This window comes from Haladaptatus ordinarius, assembly GCF_054177595.1.
Genome location: NZ_JBPEHH010000001.1, coordinates 179,700 through 203,751, shown reverse-complemented (window position 1 = coordinate 203,751; position 24,052 = coordinate 179,700). Strand labels below are relative to the sequence as shown.

20 protein-coding genes and 2 pseudogenes are annotated in these 24,052 nt (G+C 62.8%); 15 read left to right on the top strand and 7 right to left on the bottom strand.

Translation table 11 applies throughout. The features are described from left to right. The first annotated feature begins 268 nt into the window (after window positions 1-268). From ACR3FF_RS01105 to ACR3FF_RS01075, 7 genes and pseudogenes are all read left to right on the top strand, one after another. Entirely contained in the window at window positions 269-829 is a 561-nt protein-coding gene (locus tag ACR3FF_RS01105; protein WP_458185275.1) for a response regulator, read from the top strand. Between the two features lie 161 nt (window positions 830-990). Next, on the top strand, window positions 991-2,388 hold the full coding sequence (locus tag ACR3FF_RS01100) for an MATE family efflux transporter (protein WP_458185273.1): 1,398 nt from the start codon (window positions 991-993) through the stop codon (window positions 2,386-2,388). A 169-nt stretch (window positions 2,389-2,557) separates the two neighbouring features. After that, window positions 2,558-3,082: a histidine kinase N-terminal 7TM domain-containing protein gene (locus ACR3FF_RS01095; protein ID WP_458185272.1), complete on the top strand. Its 525-nt coding sequence runs from the start codon at window positions 2,558-2,560 to the stop codon at window positions 3,080-3,082. 569 nt (window positions 3,083-3,651) lie between these two features. After that, window positions 3,652-3,759: pseudogene (locus ACR3FF_RS01090) on the top strand (hypothetical protein); the annotation flags it as partial. Between the two features lie 39 nt (window positions 3,760-3,798). After that, the gene (locus tag ACR3FF_RS01085; protein WP_458185354.1) at window positions 3,799-4,596 is read left to right on the top strand and encodes a GAF domain-containing protein; all 798 of its coding nucleotides are present in this window, start codon (window positions 3,799-3,801) and stop codon (window positions 4,594-4,596) included. Between the two features lie 168 nt (window positions 4,597-4,764). Further along, window positions 4,765-5,175, top strand: coding sequence for an ATP-binding protein (locus ACR3FF_RS01080; RefSeq protein ID WP_458185270.1), 411 nt, complete (start codon window positions 4,765-4,767; stop codon window positions 5,173-5,175). A gap of 110 nt (window positions 5,176-5,285) precedes the next feature. Continuing rightward, window positions 5,286-5,933 (top strand): response regulator, encoded by a 648-nt coding sequence (locus ACR3FF_RS01075; RefSeq protein ID WP_458185268.1) that lies wholly within the window; start codon window positions 5,286-5,288, stop codon window positions 5,931-5,933. Window positions 5,934-5,937: 4 nt separating this feature from the next. Here ACR3FF_RS01075 and gatB read toward each other — a convergent pair whose 3' ends face one another. Continuing rightward, on the bottom strand, window positions 5,938-7,455 hold the full coding sequence (gene gatB, locus ACR3FF_RS01070; RefSeq protein WP_458185266.1) for an Asp-tRNA(Asn)/Glu-tRNA(Gln) amidotransferase subunit GatB: 1,518 nt from the start codon (window positions 7,453-7,455) through the stop codon (window positions 5,938-5,940). Between the two features lie 178 nt (window positions 7,456-7,633). Here gatB and ACR3FF_RS01065 point away from each other — a divergent pair, with 178 nt between their 5' ends. The 3 genes and pseudogenes from ACR3FF_RS01065 to ACR3FF_RS01055 all read left to right on the top strand — a co-directional run. Next, complete coding sequence (locus ACR3FF_RS01065; protein ID WP_458185264.1) at window positions 7,634-7,861, top strand: DUF7518 family protein; 228 nt, start codon at window positions 7,634-7,636, stop codon at window positions 7,859-7,861. A gap of 21 nt (window positions 7,862-7,882) precedes the next feature. Continuing rightward, window positions 7,883-11,461 (top strand): chromosome segregation protein SMC, encoded by a 3,579-nt coding sequence (smc, locus tag ACR3FF_RS01060; RefSeq protein ID WP_458185263.1) that lies wholly within the window; start codon window positions 7,883-7,885, stop codon window positions 11,459-11,461. A gap of 28 nt (window positions 11,462-11,489) precedes the next feature. Further along, a pseudogene (locus ACR3FF_RS01055) lies at window positions 11,490-12,284 on the top strand (segregation/condensation protein A); the annotation flags it as partial. A gap of 14 nt (window positions 12,285-12,298) precedes the next feature. Here ACR3FF_RS01055 and ACR3FF_RS01050 read toward each other — a convergent pair. The 3 genes from ACR3FF_RS01050 to ACR3FF_RS01040 all read right to left on the bottom strand — a co-directional run bounded on the left by ACR3FF_RS01050 (window position 12,299) and on the right by ACR3FF_RS01040 (window position 15,156). Beyond that, complete coding sequence (locus tag ACR3FF_RS01050; RefSeq protein ID WP_458185261.1) at window positions 12,299-13,366, bottom strand: pyridoxal-phosphate-dependent aminotransferase family protein; 1,068 nt, start codon at window positions 13,364-13,366, stop codon at window positions 12,299-12,301. 109 nt (window positions 13,367-13,475) lie between these two features. Next, a complete protein-coding gene (gene mtnP / locus ACR3FF_RS01045) occupies window positions 13,476-14,324 on the bottom strand; it encodes an S-methyl-5'-thioadenosine phosphorylase (RefSeq protein ID WP_458185259.1) in 849 nt (282 codons plus the stop codon). Window positions 14,325-14,445: 121 nt separating this feature from the next. Continuing rightward, on the bottom strand, window positions 14,446-15,156 hold the full coding sequence (locus ACR3FF_RS01040) for a phosphoribosyltransferase (RefSeq protein ID WP_458185257.1): 711 nt from the start codon (window positions 15,154-15,156) through the stop codon (window positions 14,446-14,448). Window positions 15,157-15,339: 183 nt separating this feature from the next. On the opposite strand from ACR3FF_RS01040, the gene ACR3FF_RS01035 reads away from it, so the two are divergent. Next, window positions 15,340-16,650, top strand: coding sequence for a chymotrypsin family serine protease (locus ACR3FF_RS01035; protein WP_458185255.1), 1,311 nt, complete (start codon window positions 15,340-15,342; stop codon window positions 16,648-16,650). A 69-nt stretch (window positions 16,651-16,719) separates the two neighbouring features. On the opposite strand, the gene ACR3FF_RS01030 is transcribed toward ACR3FF_RS01035, so the two are convergent. Both ACR3FF_RS01030 and ACR3FF_RS01025 read right to left on the bottom strand, forming a co-directional pair. Beyond that, a complete protein-coding gene (locus tag ACR3FF_RS01030) occupies window positions 16,720-16,911 on the bottom strand; it encodes a hypothetical protein (protein ID WP_458185251.1) in 192 nt (63 codons plus the stop codon). Continuing rightward, a complete protein-coding gene (locus ACR3FF_RS01025; protein ID WP_458185244.1) occupies window positions 16,911-18,344 on the bottom strand; it encodes a nicotinate phosphoribosyltransferase in 1,434 nt (477 codons plus the stop codon). Before ACR3FF_RS01025 ends, ACR3FF_RS01030 begins: the two co-directional genes overlap by 1 nt. Window positions 18,345-18,399: 55 nt before the next feature. Here ACR3FF_RS01025 and ACR3FF_RS01020 point away from each other — a divergent pair, with 55 nt between their 5' ends. The 4 genes from ACR3FF_RS01020 to mce all read left to right on the top strand — a co-directional run bounded on the left by ACR3FF_RS01020 (window position 18,400) and on the right by mce (window position 23,556). Further along, complete coding sequence (locus tag ACR3FF_RS01020) at window positions 18,400-21,144, top strand: cation-translocating P-type ATPase (RefSeq protein WP_458185240.1); 2,745 nt, start codon at window positions 18,400-18,402, stop codon at window positions 21,142-21,144. A gap of 31 nt (window positions 21,145-21,175) precedes the next feature. Further along, window positions 21,176-21,307, top strand: a complete 132-nt coding sequence (locus ACR3FF_RS01015) for a hypothetical protein (protein WP_458185238.1) — start codon at window positions 21,176-21,178, stop codon at window positions 21,305-21,307. Window positions 21,308-21,418: 111 nt separating this feature from the next. Continuing rightward, entirely contained in the window at window positions 21,419-23,101 is a 1,683-nt protein-coding gene (locus ACR3FF_RS01010) for an acyl-CoA mutase large subunit family protein (protein ID WP_458185236.1), read from the top strand. Window positions 23,102-23,172: 71 nt separating this feature from the next. Beyond that, the gene (mce, locus tag ACR3FF_RS01005; RefSeq protein WP_458185234.1) at window positions 23,173-23,556 is read left to right on the top strand and encodes a methylmalonyl-CoA epimerase; all 384 of its coding nucleotides are present in this window, start codon (window positions 23,173-23,175) and stop codon (window positions 23,554-23,556) included. Here mce and ACR3FF_RS01000 read toward each other — a convergent pair. Further along, complete coding sequence (locus ACR3FF_RS01000) at window positions 23,553-24,026, bottom strand: NUDIX hydrolase (protein WP_458185233.1); 474 nt, start codon at window positions 24,024-24,026, stop codon at window positions 23,553-23,555. The two genes, mce and ACR3FF_RS01000, sit on opposite strands and share 4 nt — an antisense overlap. Window positions 24,027-24,052 lie beyond the last annotated feature (26 nt).

Below are 24,052 nucleotides of genomic sequence, written 5' to 3'. Positions count from 1 at the left end.
GCTGGTAAACGTTTCGCCAGCGAAAACCACGGCCGACGAGAATCGCTCGACTACGGTGCAGTCTCCTGATTATTCGGGCCGGTCGGAGAAGAAGCGCTGTGTCATATTCCGAGATATTAGAAACAATTCTGACATTTAGGTCATCGTCGCACCCTCGGCAGTCTCTCGTGGTGTCAACAATAATGGATCTAAACTCATGTCTGACGTCATTATAAATCAAAATATATAATTGGTTATTGATTACTCTTCGTGGAGTGTTAGTGAAAACATGACCGTGCCAGAGGCTGTGAGCGTCCTCATCGTCGACGACGAGTCGGCGGTCACCGATTTATACGAAGAGCGGCTATCGGAGTTTCGTACGTACACCACCAACGACGGAGCCGAAGCACTTGCGAGACTCGACCGTCTCGCCGAGCAAATCGACGTGGTACTTCTGGACCGAAAGAAGCCGGAACTATCCAGCGACGCAGTGCTCCGAGCCATCCGCGAGCGTGAGTACGACTGTCGAATCGCCATGATAACTTCAGTCGCACCCGATTACGATATCCTCGATACGGTGTTAGACGAGTACGTCACGAAACCCGTCGACGGCGACACGCTTCGGGAGACGGTACGGTCGCTCTACGACCGAGCACGGTACAAGGACCGACTGGCACACTACTACTCGCTCGTCACGAAGCAGGCGAACCTCGTGGCCGAGCGTCCCCGCGAGGAACTCAGTCAGAACGAGGAATTCGTCTCGCTCGAAGCTGAAATCGAGACCGTCCGCCGTACGCTCGTTGGCGACCACCGCGAGTTTCAGCACGTGCTCCGCGAAATCTGCCAGTGAAGCCGACGTTTCCGTCCTCGAACGACCACTAACACCGCGATTCTGTTCGTCATCGGCCACTGGGAAATCCGGCAGAGAGCACCCGAAACACGTGCGTTTAAGACCTGTTCGACCAATGTGGCGATGCAAACGTGTCTCGACGAGCCGATAGCCGCGTCGATATGACTGCTGGCGCAATTACGCCGAAACTAATGAGCCTCGCGTGGCCGCTGGTCGTCGGGAATCTCCTCCAGACGTTCTACAACCTCGCAGATATGTTCTGGGTCGGTCACGTCGGCACGGCGGCCGTCGCCGCCGTCTCGCTCATGTTTCCGACCTCGTGGCTGTTCGTCTCGCTGGCGATGGGGTTGACGGCAGGGTCGGTCGCCCTCGTCTCTCAGCACGTCGGCGCCGGCGACGACCGTGCGGCGGACAACGTCGTCGCCCAGACGACCCTGCTGACCGTCCTCCTCGGCGTCGTCCTCGCGTCGGTTGGCTACGCCTTTCGACGCCCTCTCCTCTCACTCGTCGGCGCGGAGGGAGCGGTGTTCGTTGAGGCACTCCAGTACATCGAAGTGCTCTTTCTCTCGATTCCGTTCACGTTCCTCTTTTTCGTCTTCCGTGCCGTCCTCCGTGGCGCTGGCGACACCCGAACCGCGATGTGGCTGATGGTGCTCTCGGCGGGGCTGAATGTCGTGCTCGACCCCTTGCTCATCCTCGGATACGGGCCGTTCCCGGCCATGGGAACTCGCGGGGCGGCGGTCGCCACGCTCGTCGCTCGCGTGTTCACGGCCGTCGTCGGTGTGTACGTTCTCGTCCGTGGCGACTGGGGCATCCAGCTCCGACTCGGCGACCTGCGCCCGGACTGGCCGGTGTTGAAGAAACTCGTCTCCATCGGCTATCCGGCGACCATCGACGGCGCGGCCAGGAGTTTCGCCGCCGTGGCGATGGCTGCGCTGGTCGCTCGATTCGGCCCGGTCCCCACCGCCGCGTACGGTATCGGCGTCCGGATGATGTCCGTCTCGTGGACGATCTCCGGTGCGGTCGGGCAGGCGACCGCGACGGGCGTAGGCCAGAACCTCGGCGCGAAGACCCCCGACAGGGCCGCCGAAGTGACGTGGAAAGCGACCGTCGGAACCTTAGGCGTCCTCTTCGCCGCCGGTGGGTTGATGGTCGCGTTCCCCACCGTCTGGATGCGAGTGTTCACCGCCGACTCGAACGTCGTCGCCGAGGGCGTCAATTTCCTCTACGTCATCGGACCGTTTCTCTCCTTCTTCGGCGGCCTGATGGTGATTCAGGGTGGCTTTCGCGGTGCAGGTGACACGCGGGTTGCGATGGCGCTCTCGTTTCTCTCGCGCTGGATGCTCCGCATCCCTCTCGCACTCTTGTTCGCCTACCAGTGGACGGTGCAAATCGGGCCGGTCGTCGTCTCTGGCTTGGCGTGGGGCGTCGGCGGTCTCTGGTGGGCGTGGTCGATATCGGCCCTCGGGTCGTTCGTCGTGGGCGTGGCCTGGTTCAGTCTCGGTCACTGGCGACGAGGCGTCATCGAGTCGGAACCCGCCGTCACCCCGGTCGACTGACGTATTCTCTACCAGCCGTCGTTAAATGAAGCCATCCAAAAGAAATTTATTCGCCGAAAATTCTCAGGGAAGAGAATTCTGATCGAACCGTTATATATATATCATAAAATTATACTGAGGTGTATATCTGCTCCACGACTCCTCTTTCGTCGCCACGGTAGCGTTCGTGTTGATAGTCGCGGGCGCCATCATGGGATTCAGTCTCGCTTACGTCGCGTGGCGGTACGGGGAGACGCCAGCAGGGCGTTCCTACACCGGACTCCTGGTCGCAACCGGCGTCTGGTGTACATCGTACGTGTTCGTTCTGACCAGTCCGTCGTTTCAGGTGGCACTGGCCCTTTGGCCGTTCGTCGTCGGTGTGGTTCACGTCGTGACGATTCAGTGGTTGCGTTTCACCGTGGCCTACACCGGCTACGGCGACCGGTTTTCGCGCACGATGTGGGCACTGCTCTGGTTCGAAGCGGCCGTCTACACGGCGCTCGCGTTTACGAATTCGTACCACGGGCTACTGTTCACCGACGTAGCGCCCGCCTCGTTCGGGTCGTTGACGCTCGTTCACGCGACGATTGACGTGGGTCGCGTGGGGACAGGTCGCTATCGTCTACGCGATTATGCTGACCGGCTTTCTTCTGTTGCTCAACTTCTACGTACGGACGCGTTCGCCATTTCGGCGACAGGCCGGTGCCATCTTTAAACAGCGAGGGAATCCCGCCGTTTACGGCGGGCGTGAATCGTGTCACTCGATTACGCAATCGGCGTCGGTTGTTGGCCGAAACCCAAACGCTTAGTACACACCGTGACGTACCTTATATCAAGGGTTACGTCGGCTTCCGGCACTTGCACGGAAGTACGAGACGCGCTGAAACCAGCGTCCTGAATATTTCGGGGCGTCGGTTCCCACGGGCCGGTTCTGTGACCGGTTGCGGGGTCGCGTCGTTCGCAAGCACGGTAAACCGACCCACTGGGCGGCTAAGTGTGACCGAACCGCCTTCGACCGCGAGGTTGACGCCTTGGGTGAGAGACAACGGTTGAAAACCGTTGGCGATGACATGCTTGGCGATGGGAGCACCCGTGGCAGTGCCACAGGACGCTTTCGGAAGAACGGTGGCGTGAAACCCGCGCCTTTGACGCCGAAAGAGACGGTCCTGAAACCTGCTCGGCACCGGGGCGGGTTTCCTCCTGTGCGGGGAAGCCCCGTCGTTTACGACGGGGAGGATGTCACAATCGGTGGCAGTTTCCTCGTGATTCTCGGCAACGTCCTTTCTCTCTCTCGCCGGACTGAGTCCGCATCCCGACCTCAACCTCACGCCGGTGTTCTTCGTGGGGACTGGGTTCGTCATCTGGTGGGCACTGTACCGTTATGACTTCCTGAGCGTCGCTCCCCTCGCGAGCGACGTCCTTCTGGAAGAGATGAGCGACCCGGTCGTCGTCCTCGACGAGAACGACGTCGTCGTCGATTACAATCGTGCGGCCGAGGCATTGTTCGATGGCGAGAACGGAGACGAAGAGGTCAGGGGTGAACCACTCGAATCGGTGATTTCGGGGCTGCTAGACGCGATACGAGCCGAGGACGTGTTCGTCGCACTCCCGGGCGACGTGCGAACCGACGGCGGCACGCGGCGCGTCTACGACCCAGAGTGCACGTCGTTTCACGACCACCACGACATATTGCGTGGTCGGCTCGTAGTTCTCAGGGACATCACCATCCAGAAACGACGTGAGGAGACGCTCGAAGCGCTTCAATCGGCAACCCGGCAGTTCATCGAGGCCGAAGATGCGGTGTCGATAGCCGATATCGCGGTCGCAACGGCTGACGAGGTGCTCGAGTACCCGTACGCTGGAGTCATGTTTTACGACTCGGACGACGACGTGCTGAGCTCTGCTGTGTCGAGCGACGCTCTCGAAACCCACGCCGACCGCGGTTTCGTCGTTCCGCGGTGCAGCAGCGTCGTGTGGGACGTATTCGATTCCAGCGAAAGCCGTGTCTACGAGTCCGGTGACGCCGATTTCGATTTGTACATCGACCTTCCCGTCGAGAAACTGCTCGTGCTCCCGCTCGGTGACCACGGTGTCTTCGGCGTCGGCTCGCCGGACGACCACGACGGCTACACCGACGCCGACGACATCCGGTTCGTGACGCTTCTCTCGATTGCGACGGAGACCGCACTGGACTGGCTAGAGGGGGAGCGGGAACTCCGTGAGAGCTAGCGACGCCTGGCGGAACGCACGCAACAGATCGAGTTCTTCAACGGCATCCTCCGTCACGACATACTGAACGGAATGATGGTCGTCAGTGGGAACGCCGACCTGTTGGAAGACCACGTCGGTCCTTCGGGTAAAGCGTATCTCCACCGAATCCAGGAGTGAGCCACCGACATGACCGAACTCACCAAACGCACTCGCTCAGCCATCGACGCGGTGACCGACACCGACGCGGAGACGCTCAGAGCGGTGAACCTCACGGCACTGGTCGAGCGGAAGGTAGCTAAAGTCCGCAACACGTACGAGCCGATCTCGGTGACCACCGACACCGACGCCGAATTCTGGGTGCAGAGCGACGACCTCGTCACCGAGGTTGTCGAAAACATCCTGCTGAACGCGGTCGTCCACAACGATACCGGAGCACCCGAAATCGGGGTCTCTATCTCGTCTGGTGATAGCGTGGTTACACTCCGTATCACCGACAACGGCCCGGGTATCCCCGACACGCTGAAAGAGACCGTCTTCGAGCGAGACATGACGACCGATGCGGGTGACACGCTCGGATTCGGTCTTTATTTTGCTTAGATAATGATGAATATATACGAGGGCGCGTGCGGTTCGAGGATAACGACCCCAGAGGTACCGTTGCCCGTACTGGAGTTCGTCCGTTCTTACCTCACCGTCGAGTTAGAAGCATGAAAGAAGAGAAATTCAATCTGGAGACAGACGACACAGCAGCGACACAACGGCTCACAGATAGACGGGACAACGACATGTCCGACGCCGACATCGACGTGCTCGTCGTAGACGACGAGTCTGCGGTCACGTCGCTGTACGAAGCGTGGCTCTCACAGTACCGCGTGTTCGTCGCGAACGGGGGCGAAAAAGCACTGTCCCTCCTCGAACGCCACGCGGACGAAGTGAGCGTCGTTCTTCTCGACAGGAAGATGCAGGGTATGAGCGGCGACGAGGTTCTATCGGAGCTTCGGATGCGTGGGTACGACTGCCGCGTGGCGATGCTGACCGCCGTCGCGCCGAGTTACGACATCGTGAATATGCCGTTCGACGAGTACATCACCAAACCAGTCGACGGCGACACGCTCCGCGAGACGGTAGAAAGACTCCACGAACGAGCTGCGTACGCCGACACGCTGAACCGATACTACTCGCTGGCGGCCAAGCAAGCCGTGCTCGTTGCTGAACCCCCTATCGGGGAGTCGGAGGCAAACGCTGCGGTCGTCGAGATAGAAGCCGAAATGCGGGCGGTCGAACGTGAGTTAGACGACGCACCCGTACCGACCGACCACCGGGAGTTCCAGTACCTTCTCCGGGAAGTGACCTGACTCTCTATTCGTCCAACCGTTCACGAAGCATCCCGTTCACGCTTCCGGGGTCTGCGCTCCCGCCGGTCTTCTGCATGACCCGCCCGACGAGGAAGTTGATGGCGCCGTCCTCTCCGGCGTGGTAATCTTCGACCGTGTCCGGATTCTCGTCGATGGCTTCCTGTACTGCCTGCTCGACCTCGCCCGTATCTGCCTTGCCGAGACCTTCGCGGTCGATAATCGTCTCGGGGTCGTCGCCCTCGTCCAGCATCTCGCGGAGGACGGTCTCTTCTGCGTTCTTGACCGTAATCTCGCCCTCGGCGACGAGCCGAACGAGCGTCGTGAACTCGTCCAGTCGCCCCTCCACGTCCGTAATCTCCATGTCGCGGTAGTTGAGTTCCCCGAGCAAGTTGTCGGCGACCCACGTCGCCGCGAGGTCCGGGTCGAACTCCTCGGCCACGTCCTCGTAGAAGTCCGCGACCTGCTTGCTCGACGTGAGTTTGCTCGCCGCCTCTCTGCTCAGGCCGTACTCCTCGCGGAAACGTTCTCTCCGGGCGTCCGGCAGTTCCGGAATCTCGAGTTTCTCCTTCCAGTCGCTAACCTGCAAGGGCGGGAGGTCGGCCTCGCCGAAGTAGCGGTAGTCTTTTTCTTCTTCTTTCGAGCGCATCGAGACGGTCGACCCGTGCGTCTCGTTGAAGTGGCGCGTCTCCTGTTGGACCGCCTTCCCGCGTCGGACGAGGTTCCGCTGACGGCTCTCCTCGTAGGCGAGGGCGCTCTCTGCGCCCTTGTGACTGGAGATGTTCTTCACTTCGGTTCGGTTCGCGTCCGCCAGCACGTCGTCCGAGATAGACCCGTCCTCGTTCACGTCCCCGGCGGACACGAGCGAGAGGTTCGCGTCCACGCGCAGACTGCCGTCCCGCGTGGAGTCGAACGCACCGAGATACTCGAGCACCTCTTCCAGTTTCTCCAGGAAGGAGACGGCCTCGCCGGGTGCGCGGAAGTCGGGTTCGGTGACGATTTCCATCAGGGGCGTTCCGGCGCGGTTGTAGTTGACGAGGGTGTAGTCCGCCCGGTCGATACCGACGGTGCGGGTTTCGACGTCGCCGCTGCCGTTGCGGACGTGGCGGAGGCTACCGGGGTCTTCTTCGAGGTGCGCGCGGTGGATACCGACGGTTCGAGTCTCGCCTTCGTGTCTGAACTCCAGTTCGCCGTCCTGACAGATGGGGGCGTCGTACTGCGTGATCTGGAATCCTTTCGGGAGGTCGGGGTAGAAGTAGTTCTTCCGGTGAAAGCGCGTCTCCTCGGGGATGTCGGCGTCGATGGCCTTCCCGACCTTGACGGCGTACTCGACGGCCGCCTCGTTCAGTACGGGTAGCGCACCGGGGAGTCCGAGACAGACCGGGCAGGTGTACGTGTTCGGCTCCGCGTCGTCCTGGTCCGTCGAACAGCCACAGAATATCTTCGTGTCCGTCTCCAGTTGGATGTGAATCTCGAGACCGATGACGGCCACGAGCTCACCCTCCTGGACAGCCTGAGCAGTCATTGCTGGTTGGTTGGTGCGGTACGCGTTAAAAACCTACGGGACGGGCCGAACAACGCGGAAACTCGTCAGTTTCGAGTCGAACTGGCGTTCGACGTTCGCTCCGATTGGTTCGTCTCCGGGCCACTGTCTGCCGAGTGTCTGACGCACCTTTATGAGGAAACCGTGACGCATACATGATATGACTAGCCAGCGCGACCGAATCGAGTCACTCGAATCGCGGGTGGAAGAACTCGAAGCGACGATTCGTGGTCTCACGGAGGAACTGGTGGACGCGAACCAGCGACTCCGAGAGTTGGAGTCCGAACAGGAAACGATGCAGGCCGAAGAGGCTAAAACCGACGAGTCCAACGAGGAAATAGAAGACGACGAGGCGTCCGAACCGACCGACGACATCATCGTGGCGTAGGGACTCCTCCACGGGCAATCCATGCACATCAAATCGCTCGTCCTCGACAAGTTCAAGAGCTTCGGCAGAAAGACCGAGATTCCGTTCTACGAGGACTTCACCGTCGTTACGGGGCCAAACGGTTCCGGCAAGAGTAACATCATCGACAGCGTCCTCTTCGCGCTCGGACTCGCTCGAACGCGAGGCATCCGCGCCGAGAAGCTCACCGACCTCATCTACAACCCCGGCTACGAGGAGGGCGAGGCGGAACGAAGCGGCCCGCTCGAAGCATCCGTGGAGGTCGTGCTCGACAACTCCGATGGCACGTTAGACCGGTCGCAGGTCGTCAACGCCGCCGGAACGGACAACGTCGGCGACGTGGACGAGATTACCATCAAACGTCGGGTCAAGGAAACCGAGGACAACTACTACTCCTACTACTACCTGAACGGTCGCTCGGTCAATCTCTCGGACATCCAGGACCTGCTCGCGCAGGCGGGCGTGACGCCGGAGGGGTACAACGTCGTCATGCAAGGCGACGTGACCGGCATCATCAACATGACGCCGTACGAGCGCCGCGAAATCATCGACGAAATTGCGGGGGTCGCGGAGTTCGACGCGAAGAAAGAAGACGCACTGGAGGAACTCGAAGTCGTCAAAGACCGCGTGGAAGAAGCCGAACTGCGCATCGAGGAGAAAGAAGACCGCCTCGACCAACTGCGCGACGAGCGCGAGACGGCGCTCGAATATCAGGGCCTCCGCGACGAGAAACAAGAGTACGAAGGCTACCTGAAGGCGGCGGAACTCGAAGAGAAACGCGCAGACCTGGAGGCCACCCGAGACGACATCGAGAGCCGCAAGGAAGAACTCGTCTCCCTCCAGCGCGAGTTAGACGAGCGACAGGGTCGCGTCGTCCGCCTCGAAGACCAGCTAGAGGAACTCAACACCGAAATCGAGCGCAAAGGTGAGGACGAACAGCTCGCCATCAAGAGCGAAATCGAGGAGGTCAAAGGTGAAATCGCCCGCCTCGAAGACAAGATAGAGTCGGCCGAAGAGAAGATTCAGGAGGCCGAAAATCGACGGAGACAGGCGTTCGTCGAAATCGACCGCAAACAGGATACGGTCGACGAACTGGACGGCGACATCCGCGACATCAAAATCGAGAAAGCCTCCGTCAAGGGCGACATCGGGACGAAGGAGGCCAAACTCGCCGACATCGAAGCGGAAATCGAGAACGTCGATACCGAGTACGACGAGGTGAAAGCCGACCTCGCCGAGCGGAAAAAGGCCCTCGAAGAGGAAAAGAGTGAGAAAAACGAGTGCCAGCGCGAAAAAGACCGGTTGCTGGACGAGGCGCGACGGCGCTCGAACGCGGTGAACGAAAAGCAAAACGAACTCGACGTGGCCCGCGAGCGCATCCCCGAACTCGAAACCGAACTGCAAGACCTCGCGGACGAACTGCTGAAAGCCGAACGGAACGCCGAGCAGATAGAGGACGTGGTCGCCGACCTCAAAGCCGAGAAACGCGAACTCCAGTCCGACCTCGACGCCGTCGAGGACCGACTCCAGTCGAAACAACAGGAGTACGCCGAACTCGACGCTCGCGCACAGGAGAGCGGCGATTCCTCCTACGGACGAGCAGTCTCGACCATCCTGAACGCAGAGATGGGCGGCGTCCACGGGACGGTCGCCCAGATAGGCAGTGTCAGCCAGCAGTACGCGACCGCCTGCGAGACGGCGGCGGGCGGCCGAATGGCGCACGTCGTCGTCGACGACGACGACGTCGGCCAGCAGTGTATCGAGTATCTCAAGCGGCGAAACGCGGGACGTGCGACCTTCCTCCCCATCACGAAGATGCGCGACCGGGGGCTTCCGTCCGCGCCGAACGTGCCGGGCGTCGTCGATTTCGCGTACAACCTCATCGACTTTGATTCGGAGTATTCGGTCGTGTTCTCCTACATCGTCGGCGACACGCTCGTCGTCGAGGACATGGAGACGGCCCGCGAACTGATGGGCGATTTCCGTCTCGTCACGCTGTCGGGCGAACTCGTCGAGAAGAGCGGCGCGATGACCGGCGGTTCGACCAGCGGGTCGCGGTACTCCTTTTCGGCCTCCGGCAAGGGACAACTGGAGCGCGTCGCCCGGCAGATAAACGAGCTAGAAGACGAACGCCAGTCGATTCGCGAGTCCATCACCGGTGTCGAAGAACGGCTGGACGACGCTCGCGACCGCCAGAGCGACGCAAAAGACCAGGTGCGCTCTATCGAGAACGACATCGAGCGCAAGGAGGACGAACTCGAATCCATCGAGGACGAAATCGACTCGCTCGAAACGGAGATAGAGGAGCTCCAGTCCGAGCGCGAATCGGTCAACGACCGGATGGAGGAACTCGAAGCGGACGTCGCGGCGCACGACGAGACGATCGCCGACATCGAGCGCGACATCGCGGAACTCGAAGCCGAACTCGCGGACTCGAAGATTCCCGAGTTGACGAGCGAGGCCGACGACGTGCGAGAGGATATCGACGCGCTCGAAGACCGGATGGACGAACTGGACGGTCGGCTGAACGAACTGCAACTCGAAAAGCAGTACGCCGAAGACGCCATCGACGACCTCCACGACGACATCGAATCCGCACAGAATCGGAAAGCCGAGCAAGAAGAACGCATCGAGGAACTCGAAGCGAAGATTGCCGACCGCGAGGAGACGTTAGAAGAGAAACGCGAGGCGGTCGAGGAACTCGAAGAGGAACTCGCGGAACTCAAAGACGAACGGAGCGAGCTGAAAGAGGAGCTTCAGGACGCGAGAGCGAAACGCGACGACCAGCAACAGCAGGTCGAAGCGGTCGAGAACCGACTGGAGAGTTTAGAACGCAGCGCGGACCGTCTCGAAGCGGACGTGGCCGAACTCCGCGAGGAGGTCGGCGAGTACGACCCCGAGGCGGTCCCCGACCACGACGAGGTGCGCGAGAACATCGACCGACTCGAACGCCAGATGGAAGCGCTCGAACCGGTCAACATGCTCGCTATCGACGAGTACGACGACGTCGAGAGCGACTTAAACGACCTGAAAGAGCGCAAGGCGACGCTGGTCGAAGAGCGCGACGGCATCCGAGAACGAATCGACTCCTACGAGTCCCAGAAGAAAGCGACGTTCATGGACGCCTTCGACGCCATCGACGAACATTTCCAGGACATCTTCACGCGCCTCTCGGCGGGGTCGGGCGAACTGTTCCTCGAGAACGACGACGACCCCTTCGACGGCGGCCTGACGATGAAAGCCCAACCCGGCGACAAACCCGTTCAGCGGCTCGACGCGATGAGCGGGGGCGAGAAGTCGCTGACCGCCCTCGCGTTCATCTTCGCCATCCAGCGATACAACCCCGCGCCGTTCTACGCGCTGGACGAGGTGGACGCCTTCCTGGACGCGGTGAACGCCGAGCGCGTCGGCGAGATGGTGGACGAACTCGCGGGCGACGCCCAGTTCGTCGTCGTCTCGCATCGGTCGGCCATGCTCGACCGTTCCGAGCGGGCCATCGGCGTGACGATGCAGGGCGACAACGTGAGCAGCGTGACGGGGATTCGATTAGACGGCGAACAGGAGGTACCCGCCGATGATTGATGGAATCACTCCCGAGAACCGGCCCGACGAGACCGACGACGAAGTGGAACCGGTCGAACTGCTCGTCCAACTCGCGGAGGAAGGCGAGATAGAACCGTGGGACATCGACATCGTAGAGGTGACGGACAAGTTCCTCGCGCGATTGGACGAGGCCGACCTCCGCACGTCGGGGCGCGCGCTGTTCTACGCGAGCGTCCTCCTGCGGATGAAAAGCGACGCGCTCCTCACGGACGACGAACCCGAACAGGAGGAACCCGAACCGTGGGAAGCCCCGATGGCCATGGACGACGCGGATGGTTTCGACCCCGTGGAGTCGCTCGAAGACGAGATGGAGCGCCGACTGGAGCGCAAACACGCTCGCGGAAATCCAGAGACGCTGGACGAACTCGTCCGCGACCTGCGCGAGCGCGAGCGCGGGTCGTGGTGGAAAGAGTCACGAACGTACGACACGAGCAACTCCCCGAAGGGGTTCCGTCGGGGGACACAGACCTTAGACTACCACTCGGGCGACGACATGCGATTCGACGACGAACCGACCGAGTCCGACGTGACCGGCACGACCCACGACGAGGACATCGAGACGGTCATCGACGACGTGCAGTCCGCACTCGTCACGCAGTACGAAGCCGGGCGAACCGAAGTGTTGTACGCCGAAATCGACGGTGTCGGCCCGACACGAGTCGAAACCTATCTCGCGCTGCTGTTTCTGGCCCACCGCGGATTCCTCACTCTCGACCAGGACGACCTGTTCGGTGACCTCTGGGTACAGGACGCTCGCGGTGCCGAAAAAGAAGAAGAGACGCCGGAACTGCTCGCGGACTAACTGCCTGAAGCCGACTACGCGAGGACCGTCTCCAGTGCGTCCATCGTCTTCTCGACGCACTCTCCCTGTGCGTTGTAGCCCATGTGCCCGACGCGCAGGATGTCGTCTGCCATCTCGCCGAGTCCGGTCGCGACGAGGATGTCGTGGTCGTCGTGAAGTCGTTGTTGAACCTCTCTCGCCCGGCCCTCCATCTCGAACGCCGTGACGGTCGGTGAACAGAGCGACTCGGTCCCGGGGAACGGTTCCAGTCCCACCTCGCGGCCACGCTCTCGGCAACGCTCCGCCGTCTGCTCGTGGCGGTCGAACACCGACTGTCGTCCTTCGTCCAGAATCCGGTCGAGGGAGGCTTCCAGCCCGTACAGGTTCGAGACGAGGTGGGTGTAGGGGAGAAACGAGAAGTCCGGGTCGTGCCACGGCTCCAGACTGGTGTAAAAGGAATCCTGCTCGGTTTCCTCGACTTTCTCCCACGCCGCGTCGCTCACCGAGAGCGTCGTCAGGCCGGGCGGCGAACTAAAACACTTCTGGGAAGCGCCGAGACAGACGTCGATATGTTCGACCGGAACCGCCGTCCCGCCGAGCGAAGAGACGGCGTCGACGACAGTGAGCACGCCCGCCTCCTGCAGGGTTGCCAGAATCTCCTCGAAATCGTTCAGCAGACCGGTCGGCGTCTCGCAGTGGACCATCGTCGCGGCGGTGAATTCCTCCGATTCGACCAGCGACGCCACCGCGTCGGCGTCGAACCCTTCGGTGTATTCTGCGCTATGGACGACGGCCTCGCCCCCGGCCATCTCCACGAAGTCCGCGAAACCGTCGCCGTACAGGCCGTTGGCGAGACAGAGCACCTTCTCGCCGGGCGCGACGAGGGACTCGACGGCGGTTTCGAGACCGAGGATTCCCTCGCCGCCGAGGACGACCATCTCGTCGTCGGTGTCGTAGACGCGCGCCAGTTTGTCTAACAGGGTTTCGTAGTACGACGCGAACGACGGATCTACGTCAGGGTTGACGGCGGGACGGGCCATCGCCTCTCGTACGTCCCCGGGAACCGCGGTCGGTCCCGGCGTCATGGTGAGCGTTTCGTCCATGGTAGGTAGGTCTCGTGACCGGGGCTAAAACCCTGCGTTAGAGCGGACGTGAAGAGAGTTGGGAACCAGAGGGTAACGAGTCGAAAACCGTGATGGTATCAGGACGAACTCAGAGATACTCGCCAGCCAGGAGTTCGACCTTCTCGCGCTTCTCGTCCGGGATGGCCTCCGTCGGCGTGTTGATGGTGCCGGAGAGCGCGTGTCCGCAGTCGCACTCGCGCTCGTCGGGCATCGTCCGGATTGCGTGCTCGACCACTTCTTTGATCGCCGTTTCGTTCTTCGCGGCATTGTCGAGCACCTCCTGGAGGGTGACCTCGCTGTCTTCTTTCCACACGTCGTAGTCGGTGACGCCCGCCACGGTCGCGTAACACATCTCGGCCTCGCGGGCGAGTTTCGCTTCCGGTATCGCGGTCATGCCGATTATCTCGAACCCCTGTGCGCGGTAGAACTCGCTTTCGGCGCGCGTCGAGTACTGCGGTCCTTCGATGCAGACGTAGGTACCGCCCGATTCGTGGTTCGCGTCGGTCGCCTCGTCGCTGGCTGCCGAGAGATGCGAAACCATGTGCGGACAGTACGGGTCTGAGAAGGGCATGTGGACGACCATGCCGTCCCCGAAGAACGTCGGCGTCCGGTGTTTCGTCCGGTCGAATATCTGGTCCGGAATCACGAGCGTCTGCGGTGGTAGCTCTTCGCGGAGACTGCCGACCGCGTTGCTCGCCAGGATTCGCTCCACGCCGAGTTCCTTCAGCGCGTAGACGTTCGCCCGGTACGGCGCTTCCGTGGGCGTATGCTGGTGGTCCGGCCCGTGGCGGGGCACGAACGCCACTTCCTTCCCGGCCAACTCGCCGACGGTGACCGGCGCGCTCGGGTCGCCGAACGGCGTCGTCACGTGCTCTTTACGGGTGTCTTCGAGTGGCAGTGCGTCGTAGATACCGCTCCCGCCGATGAAGCCTATCATGGCGCGAACTGCGTTCGGCGGTCACCTAAACGACACGGGTTCGGTTCGCGCCAGCACGTCTGCGCTCGTCTATCAGCGCGACCGTCACGGTGGGCGCGCCGATGGCGTCTTTCGCCGTCGGTTACTGAACGCCGGACGCGTTTTCGAGGAGTCGCCATCCCTCGCCCTCACGCGCGAGGACGTCCCGGCGCTCCATCTCGGCGAGCACTTCGTCCAGTCGGTCGGGTTGTGCGATTTCCATCTGGATGCGCTCTACGTCGTGGTACTCGTTCAGGTAGTGGCGGACGTCCTCTTCGGTGAACGTCTCGTCGTCGGCCCTGTCCATCGCACCGCTGGTGATGTCTATCATGTCCTCGATAAAGTTCCAGGGGTAGACGATCCACGCCCACTCTTCGAGTTGCTCGCCGATGTAATCGGGCTCGAACTCGCTGGTCTGGAGCAGTTGGAGCGTCGCCGTCTTGACTTCTCCTGCGTCGCGGTCGGCCACGTACTCGTGGGCGTGTTTGATGGACCCACCGGTGTCCGCGATGTCGTCGATGATGAGCACGTCTTTGCCCTCGACGCTCCCTTCCGGCATCGGATAGCGGACTTCGGGTTCCCCCGACTTCTGGGCCGTGCCGACGTAGTGTTCCATCTTGAGACTCGTGAGGTCGTCCAGTCCGAGGAAATCACAGATGCAACGTCCGGCGAACCAGCCCCCGCGCGCGAGCGCGACGATGACCTCGGGTTCGTACTCCGAGTCTTTCACCTGGTTGCTCACGTCCCGACAGAGGCCGTAGATGTAGTCCCAGTTGGTTATCGTGCATTTGAAATCGTCCGGAAGGTCGCTCATACCAACCCGAGAGTCGCGCGGCGTCCCACTTAACGGTTTACAGGTGGGCGTCACGCCTGCAAAAGCAGGGGTCTGTCGTCGTGTGCCGTTCGCGACGCGTCGCCGTCGTGTGTGAACCAATAGCACTATTATCGTCGAGGACTAAATATTGTCGAACGAAGTCGTGAAACGACCACCCCAGCCATGACACACACCCAAGACTTCGAAGACCTCCTCGATTGCAAGAACGTCCTCGGCGTCGAGTACGACGAGGAGACGAACACGCTCACGGTCTTCGTCTCCCAGAAACTCCCCGACAGCGAACTCTCCGACGAGGACAACGTGAAAAAGCGCGTCTCCGGCGTCGACGTCGTCGTCGAAGACGCTGGTTACGGCGAAGAGCGCACGGGGTTCGACGCCCTCTCGCTCGTGGAGCCGATGCCCGACGCCAAGGCAGACCGAAAGGAACGCCACCGCCCCGTCGTCGGGGGCGTCAGCGAAATCAACGCGAAATCCACCGCGGCCACCGCCGGGCCGTACCCCGCCCGCGTGACCGACACCTCGACGGCGAACTGGAGCGACGCCGCCTCGAAGGGCGACCTCGTCCGACTGAGCAACAACCACGTCTACGCTCGGGTCAACGAGGCCGACCTCGGCGAACCCATCGTCCAGCCCTCGCCGCGCGACGGCGGCAGTCTCCCCGACGACCAGACGGGAGAACTTCGCGGGTACGTCCCCGTCGAAGACGGCGCGCTGGTGGACGTGGCGGCGCGGTCTGCGGACCCGAAGCGGGAATCGTCGGCGTACCACGAACTGGACGATTCGTGGCCCACGAGCATCCGGCGCGACGAGTATCGCTCGCTCAAGGGAAAGACGGTCACGAAGACGGGTCGAACGACCGGCGTCACCCAGAGCAAGGTCAGGGCCGTCGGTGCGAGCGTTCGCGTGAACTTCGGCGAGGCGGGAACGCTCAAACTCCGCGACCAGCTCATCGCGGGTGCGATGTCGAAAGGCGGTGACAGCGGGTCGCCCGTCTTCCTCGATTCGTCCGGTGAACTGGTCGGATTGCTCTTCGCCGGGTCGAAGCGCCAGACCATCTTCAATAAAATCGGAAACGTCGAATCCGAGCTAGGTGTCGAACTGCAGACACAGGAATCGGGCGGTGGCGGCGATGGCGGAGACGGTGGCGGGCGGTCGCCCACGTACCGGGAGACGTTCGACACCACGGTCACCGTCTCGATGGAGGGGCCGGAACTGTCGCTAGAATCGTTCTCGGTGGCGGGGTCGCCGAAACCGGGCACGCAGACCGATGCCACTGCGACGGTGTCCGGCACCGCCGCCGGAACCGGCTGGTTACGGGTCGACGGCGACCGCACCACTTTCGAGTTGACCGACCAACACGCACGGGGAGAAACGTACGTCCGTGACGTGGCGGTGACGCTCACCGTGCCGAAATCACCGGGTGACTCGTTCGACGTCCACGTCGAAGGTGGCTACGTCACCGACTCGGCCTGACGGTCGGCGGCCGACCAGGAACGCACTTCGGCACTCGCACCTCGTCACCCCCTGTGCGCGAATCGAGGGTCAGAAAACGGAATCGGTGCAGAAGTAGCCCAGAAACAAAAACACCAGCAACGTGAGTACCCCACCGAGTGCGAAGAGGGTGACGACGACCTCGAACGAGACGGCGACCAGATAACCGTTCAGGAAGAACGCCGCGACGGCCAGCACGAGCAGCCAGATGACGACCCCTGCGAGCGACTCTGCGGGTCCCATCACTCCTGGTCGGGACGAAATTCCCGTTCGAGCTCGGCCCGAAGTTCGTCCGTCACCGTGCGAAGTCCTTCGCCGATTTCGACCGTGTACTCACCGGGGTCGCGGAGGTCCCGGCAGTCGGCGGGGAGCGCGCGGCGTCGCTCGCGAGCGCGGTCGGCGATCGCGTCGAGACCCGGTAGGTCGTACACTCGCCGTCCGTTTTCGAAGACGGAGACGAGTTGTTCCTCGCCGGGAGCGTCCTCGCCACGTAGGGCGAGGACGTCCCTCTCGTATCGACCGCCTCTCGAATCGTCTCCCGTCTCACCTGCACTTCCCCTCTCGTCGCTTTCGCGCTCCTCGCGTTCGACCCGTCGGACGCTCTTTTCGTGGGGGTAGGTGACCTTGCCCGACGAGAATTTCATGCTCGGGTGCATCTCGCCGTCGCGATCGACCGCGACGAGTTTGTACACGAGGTCGAGCGAGGGGGCGTCTCCGCTCGTCGTCAGCGCGGTTCCGGGGCCGAACCCCGTCGCCACACCGCCGTCGCGGAGGAAGTCCGCGATCTCGTACTCGTCCATACCCGACGAGACGAAGACGGGGACGTCGTCGACGACCGTCTCGACCTCCTTCGAGAGCACGGCGAGGTCGCCCGAATCGAGTCGCACCCCGACGGTCGCGTCGTACTCGCGGGCGACCGCCATCGCCTTTTTCGCTCCCTCGACGGTGTCGTACGTGTCGACGAGCAAGACGCCGTCGTCGCCGTACTGTTCGACGAACGTTTCGAACGACTCTCGCTCGCTTTCGAAGCTCTGCACCCACGAGTGCGCCATCGTCCCGTAGACGGGAAGGTCGAACGCCTCGCCCGCCGAGACGAGCGATGTGCCGTCGAACCCTCCGACCGTGGCGGCGCGTGCGGCTTTCATCCCGGCGTCGGTTCCGTGGGCGCGCCGCGAGCCGAAGTCGACCAGCGACTGGTCGTCGCCGTAGCGTTCGACTGCCTCTCGCATCCGGGCGGCTTTCGTCGCCACCAGACTCTGGAAGCCGACCTGATTCAACAGCACCGTCTCGAACAACTGGGCCTGGAAGATGGGGGCGGTCACCTCCACCAGCGGTTCGTTCGGGAAGACGGGCGTCCCCTCCGGAAGTGCGCGCACGTCGCCCGTGAACTCGAAGTTCGCGAGTCTGTCGAGGAAGTCGTCTTCGAACCCTCGCCCGCGGAGATACGAGAGCGCCCGGTCACCGAACGTGAGCGTTTCGAACGCACAGATGGCCTGTTCGAGTCCCGCCGCGACGACGTAGCCCCGCTCCGGCGGAAGCGATCGAAAGAAGAGGCTGAACGACGCTCGTGGATTGTGATTCGCGTCGTGGTAGCCCTGTAACATCGTCAACTCGTACAGGTCGGTGAACAACCCCAGGTTGTCGGGTGTGACGTACCCGAACTCGGCCCCACTCATGGTCAGTTCGTGACGAGAGGGAATCAGTAATAGTTGTGGGCTGTCGATATCCCCTGTGGACTGGCACAGCGAACCGCTTCCCGACGTGTTCGACGAACTCGACACCGGCCCCGACGGTCTCTCGTCGGCCGACGCGGACAGACGGCGCGAGACGAGTGGCCGTAACGAGTTGACGACGCAGGAGAGTAGAAGCGCCGTCCGGACGTTCGTCGCGCAGTTCGAGAGCGCACTCATCTGGGTGCTCCTCGTCGCGGCGGGGCTGTCCTTCGCCGTGGGCCACACGGTGGACGCGGCACTCATCGCCATCATCGTCGTCGCCAACGGCGTCTTCGGGTTCGTTCAGGAGTATCGGGCAGAAGAGAGCGTCCGCGCGCTCCGCGAGATGGCGGCCCCGACGGCGACCGTGGTGCGCGACAGAGCGGAACGAGAAGTGGACGCGAGAGACCTCGTCCCGGGCGACGTCGTCGTCCTCAGCGAAGGTGACGCCGTCCCGGCCGATGCCCGTCTCATCGATGCGACGGGGCTCGAAGTCGACGAGTCTGCGCTGACGGGCGAGAGTCTCCCGGTCACGAAGGAGGCGGGGACGCTCCCTGCCGACACTGAACTCGCAGAACAAACCTCCCTCGTCTTCCGGGGGACGAACGTCGCACGCGGCAAGGGTCGTGCGGTCGTCGTCACGACCGGAATGGACACCGAGGTGGGCGCGATAGCCACCGAACTGCTGGCCGCAGAAGAGCGGACGACGCCGTTCCAGCACGACCTGAACCGACTCGGGAGACGAATCGGCATCGGCGTCGTCGTGCTCTCGGTGCTCCTCGTCCCACTGCTCGTCGGGAACGGCATCGGTCTCGTCCAGGCCGCACTGACCGCGATTTCGCTCTCCGTCGCGGCCATCCCCGAAGGACTTCCGGCCGTGGTGACGCTCACGCTCGCGCTCGGCGTCCGCCGGATGGCGGACGAGAACGCGCTCGTCCGGCGACTGCCGGTCGTCGAATCGCTTGGGTCGGTGGACACCATCTGTACCGACAAGACCGGCACGCTCACGGAGGGGCGAATGGCGGTGACCCGCGTCTGGGTTCACGACGAGGTGTACGAGGGAGACGCGCTCGGTACGAGCACGGCTGGGACGACCGCCCACAGTGAGAGCACGCCCGACGTCGACGGCCGTGACGTCGGCAACCCCGACGCGGGCACTCACAGCGCCACCAGTCTCGACACGCTCGACGCGGAACGGACCACGGGAGACCGGCGCGTCGAACGTCTGTTGACCATCGGCGCGGTGTGCAACGACGCGACGGCGGAGAGCGGCGATCCCACGGAGCAGGCGCTGGTGCGGGCCGCCGCCGCCGCCGGATTCGACGTGGACGCGCTTCGGTCGGCCCACCCGCGAATCGACGAACTGCCCTTCTCCGCCGAGCGAAAGCGGATGGTGACGATGCACGAGAAGGGCGTCTACGTCAAAGGCGCACCCGAGGTGGTTCTAGGGCGTTCGTCACAGGTTCTCACTGCCGATGGGGTGAAAATGCTCGACGAGCAGACGCGCGAACGAGTGCGGGAACGAAACGAGTCGTTCGCCAGCGACGCACTCCGCGTCCTCGGCGTCGCGTATCGACCACGAGATGGCGACGGGACCACTCCGAGCGACGGGACGGGTGACGCGCTGGATGAGGGGACCGGTGTCGAATCGGGTGACGGGGACGCTCCGGACGAGAATCTCGTCTTCGTCGGGTTGCAGGGGCTTTCGGACCCGCCGCGGGAGAGCGTCCGGAGCGCCATCGAGACGACCCAGCGGGCCGGCATCGACGTGAAGATGTTGACCGGCGACAACCGCGTGACTGCGGGCGCTATCGCCGAGCGAATCGGCGTCGAGTCCGACGTGCTGGTCGGGAGCGACGTCGAGGCGATGGACGACGAGACGCTCCGCGAGCGCGTCGAGCGCGTGGATGTGTTCGCGCGCGTGACGCCGACGCACAAGGTTCGCATCCTGCGAGCACTCCAGGCGAACGAACGGGTCGTCGCCATGACCGGCGACGGCGTCAACGACGGGCCGTCGCTGAAGGGGGCCGACGTCGGCATCGCCATGGGAATCCGTGGCACTGACGTCGCGAAACAATCCAGCGACATGGTGCTACTGGACGACAACTACGCGACCATCACGACGGCGATTCGGCGCGGACGAACCATCTTCGACAACATCTGGAAGTTCGTGGCCTACCTCCTCAGTGCGAACCTCGCCGAGGTGCTTCTCGTCTTCATCGCCTCGCTGTTCGGCTACCTCGTCTTGCCCGCCGTCCAGTTGCTCTGGATAAACCTGCTCACGGACGGCCTCCCGGCACTCGCGCTCGGCGCGGACCCCGAGAGCGAGGACGTGATGACTCGCTCGCCCCGGCAGGACCACGGCGTCATCGACCGGTCGATGCTGACGTTCGTCGTCGGGGCCGGCGCGACGACGACGCTGTTCATGCTGGGGCTGTTGTTCTTCACGCTGGACGGCGCACCTGCCGTGACCCCCTACGTGATGACGATGGTGTTCACCGGGTTCGTCGTCTTCGAGTTCGGGAAACTGTACGCGGTCCGGTGGTTGAAAGAGACGCCGCTGGCCTCGAACCGGACGCTCTTCGCGGCGGTCGGCGTCTCGCTGTTGCTCCATCTGTCGGTACTCTACACGCCGCTTCGGGAGTATTTCGGCACCGTCGTGCTCACTCTCGCCGACTGGGGACTCCTGCTGGGGACGCTGGCGCTCGCACTCCCCGTCTTCTTCGGCATCGCCGGACTGGTCCGGCGGGCGGAGCGAGCGTGAGGCGTTTATTTGCCGAGTGCCTAGAACGAGTGTGAACTTCGACGCTCTGAAGCCCGACTTTCTCACGCCGAACTGGAAGTGCAACGCCTGCGGGAAGACGTACTGGCGCAACCGCCGTCAGTGCAGTCGGTGCCAGAGCACCGTCTTCGACCGCGTTCGATAGACTCGCCGGGAGCGCAGTTTCACGCCGACACCCGCGTAGCGAGAACCATCTCGGCGGTGTATCGAACGTGTCTGTCAACCCTTAAGGCGTCTCCCCGCAACATTCCAGACAATGTTCGACGCGGACGACCTCGAAGAAATCCGCCGGGGGAAAGATGACTGGGAGGACGAGACGCTCGACCCCACGCTGGACCGGTTCGGCGAGCGAAAAGCCGAGTTCACGACCGACACGCACGGCCAGACGGTCGACCGACTCTACACGCCGAACGATGTCGCCGACACCGACTACGACGACGACCTCGGTTTCCCGGGCGAGGACCCGTACACGCGGGGGGTCTACCCGACGATGTACCGGGGCCGCCTGTGGACGATGCGCCAGTACGCCGGATTCGGAACGGCGGCGGAGACGAACGAACGGTATCACTACCTGCTCGACAATGGACAGAGTGGACTGTCCGTCGCGTTCGACCTCCCGACGCAGATGGGCTACGATTCGGACGACGAGATGTCGGCCGGTGAGGTCGGAAAATCGGGCGTCGCCATCGACTCCCTGGCCGATATGGAGACGCTCTTCGACGGCATCCCCCTGGACGAGGTGAGCACGTCGATGACCATCAACGCGCCCGCCTCGGTCCTGCTGGCGATGTACATCGCGGTCGGCGACGAGCAAGGCGTTCCCCGCGAGCAGCTCCGGGGCACCATCCAGAACGACCTGCTCAAAGAGTACGTCGCCCGGAACACGTACATCTATCCGCCGGAGCCGTCGATGCGCATCATCACCGACATCTTCGAGTTCTGCGCCGAGGAGACGCCGAAGTTCAACACCATCTCCATCTCGGGCTACCACGTCCGCGAGGCGGGAGCGACGGCGGCACAGGAGCTGGCGTTCACGCTCGGCAATGGCATCGAGTACGTCGAGGCCGCGCTCGACGCCGGACTGGACGTCGACGATTTCGCGCCACAGCTCTCGTTTTTCTTCAACGCGCACAACGACATCCTGGAAGAGGCCGCGAAGTTCCGCGCCGCCCGGCGGATGTGGGCGACCATCATGGAGGAGCGGTTCGGTGCGGAGAATCCGAAATCGAAACAGCTCAAGTTCCATACCCAGACCGCGGGGTCGACCCTGACCGCCCAGCAGATAGAGAACAACGTCGTCCGCGTCGCGTATCAGGCGCTCGCCGCCGTCCTCGGTGGCACCCAGAGCCTCCACACGAACGGGAAAGACGAGGCGCTGGCGCTCCCGACCGAACAGAGCGTTCGAACCGCGCTCCGAACGCAACAGATTCTCGCCCACGAGAGCGGTGCCGCCGACACCATCGACCCCCTCGCCGGGAGTTACTACGTCGAGGCGCTCACCGACGACCTCGAAGCGGAGGCGTTCGACCTCATCGACACCATCGACGAGAAAGGAGGGATGCTCCCCGCTATCGAGAGCCAGTGGGTACAGCGCCAGATTCAGGACGTCGCCTACGACCGCCAGCAGGAGATAGAGGCGGGCGACCGAATCATCGTCGGCGTCAACGAGTTCGAAGTGGACGAAGAGCCCGAGATGGACATCCAGGAGGTCACCGAGGAAGACGAACGCAGGCAGATAGACAGCCTGAACGAGGTTCGAGAGGAACGCGACGAAACGCGAGTCGAGGAGACGTTAGTCGCGCTCCGCGAGGCGGCAGAATGTGACGACAACCTCATGCCCTACATCGTCGACGCGGTGAAAGCCTACGCCACGGTCGGCGAAATCTGCACCGTCCTCCGGGACGTGTTCGGGGAGTACCAGGCCGGAACGGCGGTGTAATCGACACGACTGTCCCGTCTCTTCTCCTCCCGTTTCACCGGAGTTATACCGCCCCACGGTGAGGTCTACCTATGCAAATCGACCATCTCGGAATCGCAACCGAGGACGCGGGCGAACTGGCCGAACTGTACGGAACGCTCTTCGATGCCCCCGTCGCACACGAGGAGACGTTCGACGGACTGAAGGTCGTCTTCCTCGACTTCGACGGGAGCTACTTCGAACTGCTCGAACCCATCGAAGAGGGGACGATTTCGCGCTATCTCGACCGGAACGGTGCGGGTATCCACCACGTCGCGCTCCGAACCGACGACATCGAGCGCGCGCTGGGGACGGCCCGCGAGCACGGCGTCGAACTCATCGACGAAGAACCCCGCCCCGGCGCTTGGGGCCACGACGTGGCCTTCTTGCATCCCAAATCGACCGACGGCGTCCTCGTCGAGTTCGTCGAGCACTAACACCAGTCTTCCGCACGCCGCTCGTTCGCCGGAAGCATCTTCTCCGGTGGTTTTGCGAACCACGCCGCACCGGTGAGTTCGCCGCCCTGAATCGCTATCGTGCCGTCTCGATACTCGGCGTCGAAAAAGACGTACAGGAGGTGGATTCGCTCGTCGTGGTCGCCCTCGGAGACGACTGTCGCCTGTCGGAGCAAGAACGGTTCCGCGAGCGAACAGCGAACGTTCGTCTCCTCCTCGATTTCTCGAATGGCCGTCTCCTCGAACGTCTCGCCGTCCTCTCGTCCACCGCCAGGCAGTCCCCACGACTCGGCCCCGCGACTGAGAATCATCAACACCCGAGACTGGTCGTCGCGGGCGTCCTCGGGCATCGAGTCAGACAGCGACGGCGCGTCCGCAGGATGCCGCACGACCCACGCATAGGCACCGCCGAGATAGCCGTCGCGGGCGTGGTCGAGAACTTTCGCGAACACCTCGGGCGCTCGTTCCCACGTCTGGT

What these genes read in the sequence shown, in the direction of transcription:
- ACR3FF_RS01040 (WP_458185257.1), bottom strand. Translation starts at nt 15,156, where the DNA reads ATGAGCGACCTTCCGGACGATTTCAAATGCACGATAACCAACTGGGAC.
- ACR3FF_RS01025 (WP_458185244.1), bottom strand. Translation starts at nt 18,344, where the DNA reads ATGAGTGGGGCCGAGTTCGGGTACGTCACACCCGACAACCTGGGGTTG.
- ACR3FF_RS01065 (WP_458185264.1), top strand. Translation starts at nt 7,634, where the DNA reads ATGACTAGCCAGCGCGACCGAATCGAGTCACTCGAATCGCGGGTGGAA.
- ACR3FF_RS01010 (WP_458185236.1), top strand. Translation starts at nt 21,419, where the DNA reads ATGTTCGACGCGGACGACCTCGAAGAAATCCGCCGGGGGAAAGATGAC.
- mce (WP_458185234.1), top strand. Translation starts at nt 23,173, where the DNA reads ATGCAAATCGACCATCTCGGAATCGCAACCGAGGACGCGGGCGAACTG.
- mtnP (WP_458185259.1), bottom strand. Translation starts at nt 14,324, where the DNA reads ATGATAGGCTTCATCGGCGGGAGCGGTATCTACGACGCACTGCCACTC.
- ACR3FF_RS01035 (WP_458185255.1), top strand. Translation starts at nt 15,340, where the DNA reads ATGACACACACCCAAGACTTCGAAGACCTCCTCGATTGCAAGAACGTC.
- ACR3FF_RS01085 (WP_458185354.1), top strand. Translation starts at nt 3,799, where the DNA reads ATGAGCGACCCGGTCGTCGTCCTCGACGAGAACGACGTCGTCGTCGAT.
- gatB (WP_458185266.1), bottom strand. Translation starts at nt 7,455, where the DNA reads ATGACTGCTCAGGCTGTCCAGGAGGGTGAGCTCGTGGCCGTCATCGGT.
- ACR3FF_RS01050 (WP_458185261.1), bottom strand. Translation starts at nt 13,366, where the DNA reads ATGGACGAAACGCTCACCATGACGCCGGGACCGACCGCGGTTCCCGGG.
- ACR3FF_RS01105 (WP_458185275.1), top strand. Translation starts at nt 269, where the DNA reads ATGACCGTGCCAGAGGCTGTGAGCGTCCTCATCGTCGACGACGAGTCG.
- ACR3FF_RS01030 (WP_458185251.1), bottom strand. Translation starts at nt 16,911, where the DNA reads ATGGGACCCGCAGAGTCGCTCGCAGGGGTCGTCATCTGGCTGCTCGTG.
- ACR3FF_RS01080 (WP_458185270.1), top strand. Translation starts at nt 4,765, where the DNA reads ATGACCGAACTCACCAAACGCACTCGCTCAGCCATCGACGCGGTGACC.
- ACR3FF_RS01075 (WP_458185268.1), top strand. Translation starts at nt 5,286, where the DNA reads ATGAAAGAAGAGAAATTCAATCTGGAGACAGACGACACAGCAGCGACA.
- smc (WP_458185263.1), top strand. Translation starts at nt 7,883, where the DNA reads ATGCACATCAAATCGCTCGTCCTCGACAAGTTCAAGAGCTTCGGCAGA.
- ACR3FF_RS01100 (WP_458185273.1), top strand. Translation starts at nt 991, where the DNA reads ATGACTGCTGGCGCAATTACGCCGAAACTAATGAGCCTCGCGTGGCCG.